The organism is Actinoplanes sp. NPDC024001 (genome assembly GCF_040638955.1).
Lineage (GTDB): Bacteria > Actinomycetota > Actinomycetes > Mycobacteriales > Micromonosporaceae > Actinoplanes.
Genome location: NZ_JBEZZB010000096.1, coordinates 1 through 12,894, shown reverse-complemented (window position 1 = coordinate 12,894; position 12,894 = coordinate 1). Strand labels below are relative to the sequence as shown.

The following is a 12,894-nucleotide window of genomic DNA, read 5'->3' as shown; positions in this document are numbered from 1 at the left end:
CAACGCATCTCCCTAAAAGCTTGTCGCGCAGCGGAAAGAATTCACCCGCGGAGCGGGCGTGAAAAGGCGCGCGGGACACAACCGGTGGCCAGAATTCCAACGCATTACCGGCAATCGAACAAGGCAGCACTCGAACGGTGTGCACACTGTTCAACCGCAACGGAACGGAATAGTTGAACACGACTTGACAGGTGACGTTTCATACGAAGCGGCCCGGTCGCCGTCGACCGGGCCGCGGTTCGCCGCGCGGATGGGGCGCGCGGACGGACGGGACTGGCTCAGTCGGCGGCGGCGGCGAGCCGGTCGCGCTCGACGGCCTCGTAGAGCGCCCGGATGTTGGCGCTGCCGAAACCGCGGGCCCCCTGCCGCTGGATGAGCTCGTAGAACATGGTGTTCCGCGGGTACGGCGACCGGGTGAACAGCTGCAGCAGATAACCCCACTCGTCCCGGTCGGCCAGCACGTTGGTGTCACGCAGCCCGGTGATCACCGTGGACATCTCCGGGAACCGCTCGCCGAGCCCGTCGTAGTAGGACCCGGGCGTCTGCAGGAACGTGACACCCCGCTCGGTGGCCTCCGACACCGCCGTGATGATGTCGTCGACCAGCAGCGCCAGATGCTGCACCCCGGGTCCGCCGTTGCGCTGAAGGAACGCGTTGAGCTGCCCCGATCCGGTCGCCGAACCGGGCGCCACCAGGGTGAACGTCACCTCGGCCGAGTCGCTGCGGACGACGACCGAGTCCATCGAGCTGCCGCCGACGTCGACGAACTCCGACGAGTAGCGGCTCATCCCGAACGCGTTGGTGTAGAAGTCGGCGTGCTGGTCGAGCGTGCCCGTCTCCAGACAGATCGCGACGTGGTCGAGCAGGTTGATCCGCTGCTGCGGCGCCCTCTCGGCGGGCAGCGGCGTCCAGTCGCGACCGGGCGGGAGCAGCACGTCCTCGCTCGCCGGAACCAGCGTGTGGCGGACCGGCCCGAAACCGGAGACGACCGGGTTACCCCGGGACGAGCCGAAATCGGTGGCGCCGGCGGCGACCGCCGTGGCGTACGTGGCCGCGACGTCGTCGCATCCGAACGCGATGTCGGCGACGCCGTCACCGTGCTGGTCGAGGAACGCCACGGCCCGCTGACCGGCGGTGACCACGATCTGCAACTGCCCCTGACGGAGCAGAACCGAGTGGGACTCGTCGTCCGACGACTGAGCCACCCGGGTGAAACCGAGCGCGGAACCGAGGTAGTCGACAGTTGTCTTCTGCTCGCTCGTGTACATCTCGATGAATGCGATCTGCCGTGCCGCCATGATGCCTCCCGAACACGGAGCGACGTGGTTTTTGTTACGTCGCGCAGCCTCACAGACGGGACGCGATAAACGCAATGCCGGTCATGGTGCGCAACCGCACCGTGGGTGTTCAACTGCGGCCAATGCCTCAGTCGAACACCCACCGCAATGGAAATGCGCCGACGCTTTCTACATTTCCGGCGAACTGCTTATGCTGGCTCGAATTCCGCTGTGCAACCGCGCCGGAGCGGCAGTCGCACATCCGCGCATCGACCAGGAGGCCGAGTGTCCACGAGCACGCTCCCCCGGGCCGCACGACGTCGCGCGGCCCGGCTCGTCCCACCCCGCCGGCGAACTTCAGTACGCCTCGGAGGCGTCCACCGGTTCCGCGCCGAGCAGCGAGAAGGCCACCTCCACGACGAGGCCGCCGCCCGGGCGCGGGGAAGCCGTGAGCGTCGCGCTGTGCGCCTGGGCGATCGCGCGCACGATCGACAGGCCCAGGCCGTGGTGCCCGTCGTCGGCCGTCCGGCGCATCCGCTGGAACGGCTCGAACAGCCGATCGACCTGGTCGGACGGGATGACCTCACCGGAGTTGGCCACCGCGAGCACCACCCGGCCGGTCTTGCGCTGCACGGTGACCTCGACCGTGCCACCGGGAACGTTGTAGTGGATCGCGTTGTCGCAGAGGTTGACCAGCAGCCGGCCGATCAGCACCTGGTCACCCGGCACCCGGGTCGGCTCGAGCGCGGTCTCGACCCGCAGTCCCCGCCGCTCGATCTCCGCCGCCCGCTCGCGCAACGTCAGCTCGACCAGGCCGGCCAGGTCCACCACCTCGTCCGAGCCGAGGCCGTGCTCGCTGGTGGAGAGCGTGAGCAGCGACTCGAGCATCTGCCCGCGCTGCTCGCTGATCGTCAGCAGCCGCTCGAAGTTCGACCGGAACGACTCCAGGCTGGCATCCGGGTCGATCAGCGGCTCCTCGAGCAGCGCACGTTCGACGGTCAGCGGCGTACGCATCTCGTGGGCGGCGTTCGCGACGAACCGTTTGTGCCCGTCCAGCGCGGCCTCCAGCCGTCCGAGCAACTCGTCGACGGTGTCCGCCAGATTCTTCAACTCGGTACGCCGGCCCGGCATCGCCAGCCGTTCGTGCACGTTGCGATCGGTGATCTGGCGCAGGCGCTGGGTCATGGTCAGCACCGGGCGCAGCACCCGGCCGGCGATCAGCCAACCGAGGACCACCGAGAACAGCGCCATGATGGCCAACGCGATCAGGGGCTGGACCAGCCCACCCGACGCGGAACCGGACTCGATCACGGGCGCCGCCCCCGGGGCGGTGGGGGCGCCGCTCGCCCAGGGGTTCGGGGCGGGCGGGGCGACCGGCGCGGGAGCCGTCGGCGGTCCCCCGCCCGGATGGACACTGCCGGTCAGTGCCCACATGATGCCCAGCAGGACCGCGCTCGACATCACCGAGACGAGGCAGTAGAGCAGCGTCAGCCGCAACCGGAGAGGGTGCTGTCCGAACGGCATGGTCAGATCCGGTATCCGGCGCGGGGCACCGTCTCGATCAGCGGCGGGTCGCCGAGCTTGGCCCGCAACCGGTTCATGGTGGCCTTCACCGTCGTGGTGAACGGGTCGGCCGCCTCGTCCCAGACCCGGTCGAGCAACTCCTCGGCGGGCACCACCCGGCTGCCGCAACTCATCAGGTACTCCAGCACGGCGAACTCCTTCGGGCTCAGCGGAAGGCGGGCGCCGGCCCGGGTGGCGGTCCGCTGTGCCGGGTCCAGGCGCAGGTCGCCGTGGACCAGCACGGGCGGCGCGGCCGGCTGGGAACGCCGGGCCACCGCGCGGATCCGGGCCACCAGCTCCGCGTACGCAAACGGCTTGGGCAGGTAGTCATCAGCGCCCAGGCCCAGCCCCTCCACCCGGTTCGCGACGGTGCCGGAGGCGGTCAGCATCAGCACCCGGCTCGTCGACCCGGCGTTGATGAGCGTGCGGCACACCTCGTCACCGTGCACCACGGGCAGGTCCCGGTCGAGAACCACGACGTCGTAATCGACCACCGACGTGCGCTCCAGCGCCGACCCTCCGTCGTAGACGACGTCGACGGCCATACCCTCCCGCCGCAGCACCCGGGCCACCGAGTCGGCCAGGTCCGGTTGGTCTTCGACCACGAGTACCCGCATCACACGCCCTTTCCGCACCAGCGGCTCTCCGGCTTCTGTACGCCCAGTCTCAACGACCGGCGCGATTCGAAGCTAATTGGACTTCAGTCACAGTGCGGTCACAGCGCCACGGACCGTGCTGTGACCGGCCGCTCAGTACAAAGAGACCCAGACAAAGCGAGTCCGGAACCGAACGTAGGAGGAAGCGATGACACCGGTCATCCAGACGGAAGCCCTCAGCAAGAAGTATCGCCGTCATCTCGCGCTGGATGACTGCACGATCACCGTCCCGGCCGGACGGATCATCGGCCTGGTCGGCCCGAACGGAGCCGGCAAGTCCACGCTCCTCGGGCTGGTCTGCGGCATGATCACGCCGACCAGCGGGAGCATCAAGGTGCTCGGGCACCAGCCGGCGGACAGCGCCGAGCAGCTCGCCCGGGTCGGGTTCGTCGCCCAGGACGCGCCGATCTACACCCGGCTGAGCGTGGCCGACCACCTGAAGCTGGGCGCCCGGATGAATCCCAAGTGGGACGCCGAGCTCGCCGAGCGGCGGATCCGCCAGCGTGGCCTGGACCTCAAGCAGAAGGCCGGCTCGCTTTCCGGCGGTCAGCGCGCCCAGCTCGCCCTGACCCTCGCCGCGGCCAAGCGCGGCGACCTGCTCGTCCTCGACGAGCCGGTGGCCGCCCTGGACCCGCTGGCCCGCCGCGGATTCATGCGCGACCTGCTCGACTTCGTCGACGAACTGAAGGTCAGCGTCATCCTCTCCTCGCACCTGCTCGGTGACCTGGAGCAGGTCGCCGACCACCTGATCGTGCTCGCCAACAGCCGGGTGCAGATCTCCGGTGACGTCTCGGACCTGCTGGCCATCCACTACCGGCTGACCGGCAGTTCGGCCGACACGCACCTGCTCCCGGACGGCGCCGAGCTGATCCACACCGAGCAGACCCGGGGCGAGACCTCGATGATCGTCCGCTCACCCGAGCCGGTTCCCGGCGGCACCGCCGTCGACCTGGAAGACATGACCCTCGCCTACCTGACTCGCGCCACGAACCCCGGCGCGAGCATCTCCTCCGCGCTCATGACGGGAGCAATCCGATGATCTGGCTGACCTGGCGACAGTTCCGCGCTCAGACCCTGGCCGCCGGCGGCGCACTGGTGCTGCTCGCGCTCTACCTCGTCTATCTCGGCAACGAGATCCGCGCCTTCTACGACTCCCGGATCGCCAACTGTGCGGCCGACGCGTGCTTCATCGCCCGGCTGGATCTTCGCGCCGAGTACGGCGACGCGGTACTCGGCGTCGGCGCGGCCCTGATCGCCGTACCCGCTCTGATCGGGATCTTCTGGGGTGCCCCGCTGGTCACCCGGGAGCTGGAGGAGCGCACCGACCGGCTGGCGTGGAACCAGAGCGTCACCCGGACCCGGTGGCTGGCGGTCAAGCTCACCGTCATCGGCCTGGCCAGCGCCGTGCTGACCGGCCTGTTCAGCCTCCTGCTGACCTGGAGCGCGAGCCGGTACGACCAGGTGATCGGCGAGCGGTTCGCGGCGCTGAGCTTCGACTCGCGCAACATCGTCCCGATCGGGTACGGCCTGTTCGCGTTCGTCCTCGGCACGGTCGTCGGCATGATCGTGCGACGCACCATCCCGGCGATGGCGATCACCCTGGCCGTCTTCGCGACCCTGCAGCTGCTGGTCCCGACGATGGTGCGGCAGAACCTGATGCCGCCGGTCACCAAGACCGTCACCGTCGACAGCTCCGTCATGAACCGCGGGGTCGGCCTCAACCTGAAGCAGGACAACACCTTCGAGATCCGCGGTTACACCGTCCCCGGCGGCTGGCCGCTGGAGGAGGCGTCTCCGCTCTACAAGCCGGACGGCTCGCCCTACACCGGCGACGACGCGAAACCCTGCCTCGCGAACGCCGGCGACCTGGCGGACGGTTTCGCCTGCACGGCCGCACAGAACCTGCACTTCGAGTACACCTACCAGCCGGCGAACCGGTACTGGTCCTTCCAGTGGATCGAGCTGGCCCTCTACGTCGGTATCACCGCCCTGCTGGCCGGCTTCGGATTCTTCTGGCTCCGCCGCCGCGTCTGACCCGGCGGCCGCCGTCAGAACCAGCTTCGGCCACCGCACGATCGTCTGAGCGTTGTGCAAACAACCTCGGACCGTGCGGTGGCCGACGGCCGTTTGCGGAACCCACGGCAGCCGGCGGAGACATCGACGCCTGCCTTCGCCGATAGCACGATCAACTGTATATTGGCCGGCATGCCGCGACCGATCTTCCCCACCCTCGCCGCCGGCACGCCCCGTGCGGCGCTCGACCGGCTGAGGGCTGGCCTGGGCAGGCGCGCCGCCGAGTTCGGGCGCCGGGCGTTCGTGGTCGCCGCCTTCGCCGCCGTGCTCGGCGGGCTCAGCGGCATCGCGCTCGGCTCGTGGCTGGCCTGGCGCGACGTGGACCCGATGGCGCCGGACAAGGCCACCGCGGCGCAACTCGCCCGCACGGTCCTGCCGGTTCCCGTCCACGGCGACGTCGAGCACTTCGGGCGGCACACCTTCTGGAACCCGTACAGCAACAACACCCTGCACGGCGGCACCGGCGTCCGGGCCGGCCGGGCCCACGTGACCGGCACCGTACCCCCGCAGGCCGGCGCCGAGCAGGTCACCGCCGCCGTCACCCAGCACATGCGCGCACAGGGCTGGCAGGACGTCCGGGTCACCGTCCAGCGGAACGGGCCACCGACCTCGCCCTCCGTGATCGCCGACGTGACCGGCACGCGGAGCGGATACCTCGCCGCCGTGCAGTTCACCCAGGCCGACGGATACAACCTGCCCACCCTGGAACTCAACCTGATGTGGGCCGAGCCGCCGGGCCACCTGCGCGACACCGTTCTCGGCGGTCTTGCCGGCGCGCTGCTCGGCGCCCTGCTCGGGCTCTACACCTCCAGGCGCATGCGCCGCTACAGCCGGGGCAGGCAGCGCGCGTACTCCGGGCTCTGCGTCGCCACGCTGCTGATGCTTGCCCCGGCCTGTCTCGGCAACATCCCGACCTCGACCGGGTCTCTGCTGGCCAACACCCATCGCAACGGCCCCGGGCCCTCGGTGTACTGGGGCGGTTTCGTGATCTACGGGGCCGAGCCGCTCGCCATCCTGTCCCTGGTGCCGATCCTGGCCATTCTCCTGTGCTGCGTGTGGCCACTACCCGTAGCTGTCCGCGCTGCCACGACGGCCTGAGACCACTCGCGGGCGGCTCAACCGACCAGGAACACCGGGCACAGCGCCCGGTGCGGCAGCAGGTGCGCGGCCGAGCCGAGCAGTGAGCCGGACAACGCCGGGTGGGCGTGCCGGGCGACCACCACCGCGGCGGCCCGGCTGGACTCCTCGACCAGCGCGGTCATCGGGTCGCCGTTGAGAATCCGGTGGTGCACCGGCACGCCGTCGCGGGTCTCCAGGCGGCGGGCCAGGTCCATCCGGTCACCCACGAGGTGCAGCAGGGTGACGTCACAGCCGCGGCTGCGCGCCTCCGCGAGAGCGAACTCGACGGCGGCCCGCGACGGGCCGGAGCCGTCGACGGCAGCTACCAGCGGCCGTGCGCCGAACTCAGCGCCGGATGGCCAGCCCGGCATCCGGACCACCAGGACGGGCCCGCTGTGGTGCCGGCCCACACGGTCAGCGACACTGCGGCCGAGCGCGGTCGCGGTGGCCTCGTGCCGGTGGCCGACCACCAGCAGCCCGGCGTCGCCGACCTCGGTGAGCAGCGCCTGGGCAGGGTGGGCGGCGGCGATGAGCCGGCTGGTGACCGGCACCGTCGGGGAACTGGCGTGCACCCGGTCGGTGAGCCGCCGCAGCAGGTCCGCCCCGGCTCGGTCGGCGCCGCCGCGCCGCACGGTGACGATGTGCAGCCGCCAGCCGTGCAGTTCGGCCTCGATCGCGGCGTGGTCGACCGCGACGCAGCTGATCGGGCTGTCGTCCACACCGACCAGCACGACGCCGGTGGCGGCATACACCGGATGCGGCCGCATCGCCGGAGCCGGCTTCGGCCCGGCGGCGTACGGGTCGGGGTAGTCGACCGCGCCGAGGTAACGGTTGATCACTTCGCCGTAGCGGTTCGGGTGCCGCACCTCACCGGCGGCGCGGCGGGCCTCGGTCTCCGCCCGGAACCTGCTCAGGTCGGTCATCACGGCGCCTCTTCACCAATGCCGGGGCGCCGGCGACGCGCCGGCGCCTCTACCTCTATGCCATCACCGCCTTGCTCCGGGTGACAGTGCCGTTCGTCCCGGGCCTGGGGTCCAGCCGGACGGCGGCCACGCCGGGAACGGCACGGGCCAGCACGGCGGCGATGCGGCGCTGCTGCTCGTTCGGGAACGGGCCGGTGACCACGGCGGTCCCGGCTTGGACCGTGGCCGTCCACCAGCCCCGGCGCCCGGAGTACTCGTCGAGGCGTTGCTGCACGTCGGCGGTGAGCACGTGATCGTCGCGGACCATCGCCTTCACGATGTCGCGGCGGCTGACGATGCCGATGACCGTGCGATTCTCCATCACCGGCAGGCTGCGCACGTCGTGGTCCAGCATCACCTGGGCCACGTCGGCGACATCCGCGCCCGGCGTCGTGGCCAGCGGATACTCCGACATGATCTCCATGACGAGGCCGGGCCGGGCCGCCGGGTCGGTGTCGGGATGGCCGCGGACGTCCGTCGTGGGCTCCGCGGGGACCCGGTGCCACAGCAGGTCGCTGTCGCTGACCATGCCGACGAGCAGGCCGTCGCCGTCCAGTACGGGCAGGGCGGTCACCGCGTGCATGGTCATGAGATCGGCCGCGCTCTCCACGGGCGCGTCGGCCGCGACGACGTGGACCGCGCTGGTCATGATGTCACGGACTCGCATGATTCCTCCTCGATCGCAGGTGGTCCCGCGGCGGTGCATCCGCGCGCGGTAGATCTCGTCGACGCCCCACACCAGCGGCGGGAACAGCGCCGGCAACGCCAGTTCCGATGCGCCGAGCGCGGCCGTGCCGAACCCGGCCCAGGCGAGCACCGCAGCCACCATGAGCAGGACCGCGAGCGGCTGGGTGAACTGGGCGTTCGTCGACCTCGGCCGGGGCCGTCATCGTCTGTGCCATTCCTTCAGCGTTCGCCCGCACCTGGTGACGGCATCAGTGCCGAACGGCCCTGCCGCCCGGCTCGGTCGGCCGGCACGGTGGAAAGAGAAGCGGGAGGTGCGCCATGTCGGTGATCTGGCTGATCGTCTGGCTGATCCAGGGCACTCCGGACGTCGCCGCGTGGGGACCGTGGAACAGCTGGGCGTGGCTCTGTTCGTCTGTCTCGCCATCGACCTGATCGGCAGTCTCGGCCGCCGCAGCGCGGTGGGTTCCCAGCGCCGCGCGTGACGGGCCTTCCGGCCGCATCCGTCCTGATTTCCCCCGTCGGCTCGCATGACGATCGATGGAGAGGACCCGCAAGGGAGGCAATCATGCACATCCCGGCCATCGTCGTCGGCACCGACGGCTCCGAGCCCGGCACCGCCGCCGTACGGTGGGCCGTCCGGGAAGCCGAACGCCGACGGCAACCGCTGTCCGTCGTCCACGTCCTCGACTGGGACTGGACGGCATCGCGTGACGATGTCGGCGGTGACCACTTCGAGACGGCCCGCCGGCTGGCCACGACGCTCGCCAACGACGCGGCCCTGCGGGCCAGTGCCATCGCTCCCGGTGTCGAGGTCGGATATCAGGTGCTGATCGGGCCCGCGGTGGCCCGGCTGCTCGACCTGTCGCGCCACGCCGCCCTGCTGGTCGTCGGCAGTCGTGGCCGCGGCGGGTTCGCCGGGCTGCTGCTCGGCTCGGTGAGCCAGCGGGTGGCCAAGCACGCGCACTGCCCGGTCGTCGTGGTCCGCGGCCGCGACGACGTCGCCGGCCCGATCGCGGTCGGGTGGACGACTCCGAGACCGCCGACACCGTCCTGGAGGCGGCGTTCACCGCCGCCGACGACCGCGGCACCACCCTGGTGGCCGTCCGCTCTCACCGGCCCGCCCTGGCGCTCCCGCTCGGCCGGATCCCGATCGAGCGCGTCGACACGGCCCAGCAGGACGCGGTCGAACGCGAATGCCTGGCCGCCCAGCTCGCGCCGTGGCGAGCCAAGTACCCGGCGGTGCCGGTGGACACCCTGCTGTCACACGACAGCCCTTCGTCGACGCTGGTCGGCGCCTCGCACAGCGCACAGTTGATCGTCATCGGCAGCCACGGCCGCGGCGTGGCCGCCGGAGCCGTGCTCGGCTCGACCGGCCTGCGGCTGCTGCACCAGGCCGGCTGCCCGGTGCTGGTGGTGCGGCGCGATCAGGCGCCGAAGGGCTGACGGTCAGGGCACCAGGACGGCCGCGGGGCGGGGCACCGGCATGGTGCCCCGCCGCAACGCACGCGGTCAGCTGGTCAGGTGAACCGGCCGGTGCACGACCGCCTCGATGTCGCCGGCGGTCACGTCGAGCAGCTGGTAGGCCAGATCCGCGAGGGCCCGTGCGGCGGCCAGTTCGTCGCCGATCTCGGGCACCTCCCGGTCGCGGGGCGAGCGCCGGGCGACACCCTCGCCGCGCACCTGCGGGCGCGCCTCGGTGCGCAACACCGCGACAGCACGGGTACGCCGTTCGTCCTCATGTTCGTCAATGGTGATCTCGACGGTCCAGGTTCGAGTGCGCGTCATCGCGTACCTCCTTTGCGGTCTTCCCCATCAGACCGCGAAGGATCCGGGGTTCACAGAGCTGTTGGTCCGCGCGCGTGAAAGGACGTTCGGCCCGGGACACTCGGGCCCGACAGCCCGGGTGGCGGCCGGTCCCGCGGCGGATAGTCAGCCATAGAGAGACATCAGTGAGGAGGAAACAATGACTACCATCGGCCGCGACGCGGCCAGCCATCTCGAACACGCGCCCGCGCCGGGTTCGATGCTCACCACCACGGCGGCCCGTTCGCTCGCCGTCCTGCGGATCTCGCTCGGGTTCGTCTTCCTGTGGGCGTTCTTCGACAAGACCTTCGGATGGAACTACGCCACCCCCGCCGAACGCGCCTGGGTCAACGGCGGCTCGCCCACCAAGGGCTTCCTGTCCGGCGTCGAGGTCGGCCCCTTCCAGGGCTTCTTCAACGACATCGCCGGCCAGGCCTGGGCCGACTGGCTGTTCATGCTCGGCCTGCTCGGCATCGGCGTCGCGCTCACCCTCGGCATCGGCATGCGCATCGCCGCCGGCGCCGCCACGCTGATGCTGGTGCTCATGTGGTTCGCCGACTTCCCGCCGGCGCAGACCAACGCCTCCGGCGAGGCCACCCACTCGACCAACCCGGTGATGGACTACCACCTGATCTACGCGATCGGCGCCGTCGTCACCGCGCTCACCTACGCCGGGCACACCTGGGGCCTCGGCCGGCAGTGGGCCCGACTGCCCATCGTCCAGCGCAACCCCTGGCTGATCTGACACCATCGGAACGGCATCCCTACCGGACGGTCGCGGACGCGACCGTCCGGAGCCTCGTGGAGGTTTCCCATGGCTCACACATCCTGGCAGGACATGCCCGTCTGGCAACGCCGGGCGGTCATGGTGCTGGCGCCGCTGGAGCTGGCGCTGACCACCTTCGCCGCCGTCGACCTGGCCCGCCGTCCCCGGGCCCGCGTCCGCGGCCCGAAGGCGCTCTGGTGGCCGGTTCTGCTCATCCAGCCGGTCGGTCCGGTCGCCTACCTCATCAGCGGCCGGCGCGGCGAGTGACGGTCAGGCACCACCAGCACCGGGCGGAGGGTGTGGAGCAGCACGGCCATCACGAAATCAAGGGCCGCGCCGGCCGGGATCGAGCCGGCGTGACACGCCAGCACCTTGCCATCCGGTCCGGCATACCGTGTCCTCTCCGTCGCCACGAACCGTCCGGACGTGACGTCCGAACGGTTCGTCGGCGGCTGGCTGTCCGTCGCGGTTCAGGCGACGAAGCCGGCCGGCACCGGGTCGGCCAGCCGGTGGTCGTCGTAGTCGAAGGTGAGCCGGTCCCGGACCTCGACGACGCCGGGCACCAGGCGCGCGGAGCGCACGGCCAGAGTCGCGGTGGACCACCGCTCGACCCGGCCAGCCAGGGTGACGACGCCCCGCTCGACCCGCGTGCTGACGGCCGAGACGTTCTCGGCGAGCACGATCGCGTGCACCGCGGCCCGCACGTCGGCGGCGATCTGCTGGTCCGTACGCAGGTGTTCCTTGAGCAGGTCGCCGCGGGTGACGATGCCGACCAGCCGGCCCAGGCCGTCCTCGACCGATAGCTGTTTGACGCCGGCCGCGTCCATCCGGCGAGCCGCGCTGCGGACGCTGGTGCTGGTGAGCGCGACGACGGCGGGCGCCGTCATCAGGCCGGTGGCGGTGCGCCCGGCCGCCTTGCGCAGCTGGGCGCGGCGGCGGCGCTCGAACCAGTGCGGCTCGTCCGCGCCCACATATTCGATCTTGCGGAGCAGGTCCGATTCAGAGACCACGCCGAGAACTCGCCGATCGTCGTCCACGACCGGCACCGCGTTGATGCTGCGGGCGGCCAGCAGGTCCACCAGTTCGCGGTACGTCGCATCCGGGCCGACCGCGATCACGTCCGCGGTCATCACGTCACTGACATGCCAGGTCCTCATCACACATCCCTCCACCGCCACGCTAGGTTCCGGCGGGGGCCACGCGGCAGAGGCGACCGTCCCGGCGCCCCGGGCCCATGGCCGGGACCTGCGGCCCTACGGGCGGCGCCACCACCTCGGTAGGCATGGAGGAGGAGGTGCCCCATGTCCACCCGCAGCGCGCTGACCGCCCGCGACGTCTGGGCCGCAGTCGCCCACGCGTCGTTCGCCGTCCTCAGCCATGTGACCCCGTCCGGCGTGCCGCGTTCCAGCGGCGTGCTCTACGTCTGCCAGGGCGACCACATGTATGTGGCCGTCGCGGAGAACAGCTGGAAGGCCCGGCACATCACCGACGCCGGGCTGATCGCCGTCACCGTCCCGATCCGCCGCGGCGGCATCATGTCGCTGCTGGCGCCGATTCCCCCGGCGACCGTCAGCTTCCCGGCGGTGGCGACCGTCCACCACACCGCGATCCTCGACCGGGTGCCGCGGTTGGCCCGGCTGATCCCGCCCGGGCGGCGGGCCGGCTGCGCGGTCCTGGAGATCCGCCCGACCGGCCACTACGTCACCTACGGTCTCGGCGTGTCGCTGCGCGACATGCGTGACCCGCACCGGGCGCGGGCCCGGGTCCCGGTTCGCGCCCGCGCCCGCGCCTGAGCCGGCGGCACCGCGAAGGTCTTTCGGCCCGTTCCGACGGGCCGTGCCGCACTGCCCGACAGACATCGACGCGGATCACGCTGGAGGGAGAACCGGCGAGGGAGTTTCAATGACCATGTCAAGCCGCGTTCGCGGTGATCGGCGGTGAGGGGTGGAACTCACGGCCGTCGCGCAGCAGTGCCCAGATGACGTCGA

15 protein-coding genes and 1 pseudogene are annotated in these 12,894 nt (G+C 71.1%); 9 read left to right on the top strand and 7 right to left on the bottom strand.

The genetic code is table 11. The features are described 5' to 3' along the window. Window positions 1–278 precede the first annotated feature (278 nt). The 3 genes from hppD to AB0F81_RS31500 form a co-directional block, all read right to left on the bottom strand. Window positions 279–1,298, bottom strand: coding sequence for a 4-hydroxyphenylpyruvate dioxygenase (gene hppD / locus AB0F81_RS31510; protein ID WP_360203097.1), 1,020 nt, complete (start codon window positions 1,296–1,298; stop codon window positions 279–281). Between the two features lie 336 nt (window positions 1,299–1,634). Beyond that, the gene (locus AB0F81_RS31505) at window positions 1,635–2,774 is read right to left on the bottom strand and encodes a HAMP domain-containing sensor histidine kinase (RefSeq protein WP_360203095.1); all 1,140 of its coding nucleotides are present in this window, start codon (window positions 2,772–2,774) and stop codon (window positions 1,635–1,637) included. A 29-nt stretch (window positions 2,775–2,803) separates the two neighbouring features. After that, entirely contained in the window at window positions 2,804–3,457 is a 654-nt protein-coding gene (locus AB0F81_RS31500; RefSeq protein WP_360203094.1) for a response regulator transcription factor, read from the bottom strand. Window positions 3,458–3,644: 187 nt separating this feature from the next. On the opposite strand from AB0F81_RS31500, the gene AB0F81_RS31495 reads away from it, so the two are divergent. The 3 genes from AB0F81_RS31495 (at window position 3,645) to AB0F81_RS31485 (ending at window position 6,667) form a co-directional block, all read left to right on the top strand. After that, entirely contained in the window at window positions 3,645–4,535 is an 891-nt protein-coding gene (locus AB0F81_RS31495) for an ABC transporter ATP-binding protein (RefSeq protein WP_360203092.1), read from the top strand. Next, a complete protein-coding gene (locus tag AB0F81_RS31490) occupies window positions 4,532–5,530 on the top strand; it encodes a transmembrane transport protein (RefSeq protein WP_360203090.1) in 999 nt (332 codons plus the stop codon). The genes AB0F81_RS31495 and AB0F81_RS31490 overlap by 4 nt, the downstream gene beginning before the upstream one ends. 171 nt (window positions 5,531–5,701) lie before the next feature. Further along, on the top strand, window positions 5,702–6,667 hold the full coding sequence (locus AB0F81_RS31485) for a hypothetical protein (RefSeq protein WP_360203088.1): 966 nt from the start codon (window positions 5,702–5,704) through the stop codon (window positions 6,665–6,667). Between the two features lie 17 nt (window positions 6,668–6,684). Here AB0F81_RS31485 and AB0F81_RS31480 read toward each other — a convergent pair whose 3' ends face one another. Then, window positions 6,685–7,611, bottom strand: a complete 927-nt coding sequence (locus tag AB0F81_RS31480; protein ID WP_360203103.1) for a universal stress protein — start codon at window positions 7,609–7,611, stop codon at window positions 6,685–6,687. Window positions 7,612–7,666: 55 nt separating this feature from the next. Then, a complete protein-coding gene (locus tag AB0F81_RS31475) occupies window positions 7,667–8,479 on the bottom strand; it encodes a CBS domain-containing protein (protein ID WP_360203086.1) in 813 nt (270 codons plus the stop codon). On the opposite strand from AB0F81_RS31475, the gene AB0F81_RS31470 reads away from it, so the two are divergent. The 3 genes and pseudogenes from AB0F81_RS31470 to AB0F81_RS31460 all read left to right on the top strand — a co-directional run bounded on the left by AB0F81_RS31470 (window position 8,478) and on the right by AB0F81_RS31460 (window position 9,780). After that, on the top strand, window positions 8,478–8,819 hold the full coding sequence (locus AB0F81_RS31470) for a hypothetical protein (protein WP_360203085.1): 342 nt from the start codon (window positions 8,478–8,480) through the stop codon (window positions 8,817–8,819). The genes AB0F81_RS31475 and AB0F81_RS31470 overlap by 2 nt on opposite strands. An 83-nt stretch (window positions 8,820–8,902) precedes the next feature. Continuing rightward, window positions 8,903–9,262 (top strand): annotated as a pseudogene (locus AB0F81_RS31465) (universal stress protein); the annotation flags it as partial. Window positions 9,263–9,357: 95 nt separating this feature from the next. Further along, window positions 9,358–9,780, top strand: a complete 423-nt coding sequence (locus tag AB0F81_RS31460; protein ID WP_360203084.1) for a universal stress protein — start codon at window positions 9,358–9,360, stop codon at window positions 9,778–9,780. Window positions 9,781–9,846: 66 nt separating this feature from the next. Here AB0F81_RS31460 and AB0F81_RS31455 read toward each other — a convergent pair whose 3' ends face one another. Next, window positions 9,847–10,122, bottom strand: coding sequence for a dsRBD fold-containing protein (locus AB0F81_RS31455; RefSeq protein ID WP_360203082.1), 276 nt, complete (start codon window positions 10,120–10,122; stop codon window positions 9,847–9,849). 238 nt (window positions 10,123–10,360) lie between these two features. Between AB0F81_RS31455 and AB0F81_RS31450 the strand changes: the two genes are divergently transcribed. Continuing rightward, the gene (locus tag AB0F81_RS31450) at window positions 10,361–10,885 is read left to right on the top strand and encodes a hypothetical protein (RefSeq protein ID WP_360203101.1); all 525 of its coding nucleotides are present in this window, start codon (window positions 10,361–10,363) and stop codon (window positions 10,883–10,885) included. A gap of 69 nt (window positions 10,886–10,954) precedes the next feature. Continuing rightward, complete coding sequence (locus AB0F81_RS31445; RefSeq protein WP_360203080.1) at window positions 10,955–11,173, top strand: PLD nuclease N-terminal domain-containing protein; 219 nt, start codon at window positions 10,955–10,957, stop codon at window positions 11,171–11,173. A gap of 203 nt (window positions 11,174–11,376) precedes the next feature. Here the strand turns inward: AB0F81_RS31445 and AB0F81_RS31440 are convergent, their stop codons facing one another. Further along, window positions 11,377–12,063, bottom strand: coding sequence for a CBS domain-containing protein (locus AB0F81_RS31440; RefSeq protein WP_360203078.1), 687 nt, complete (start codon window positions 12,061–12,063; stop codon window positions 11,377–11,379). 144 nt (window positions 12,064–12,207) lie between these two features. Between AB0F81_RS31440 and AB0F81_RS31435 the strand changes: the two genes are divergently transcribed. Next, window positions 12,208–12,699 (top strand): hypothetical protein, encoded by a 492-nt coding sequence (locus AB0F81_RS31435; protein WP_360203076.1) that lies wholly within the window; start codon window positions 12,208–12,210, stop codon window positions 12,697–12,699. Window positions 12,700–12,894 lie beyond the last annotated feature (195 nt).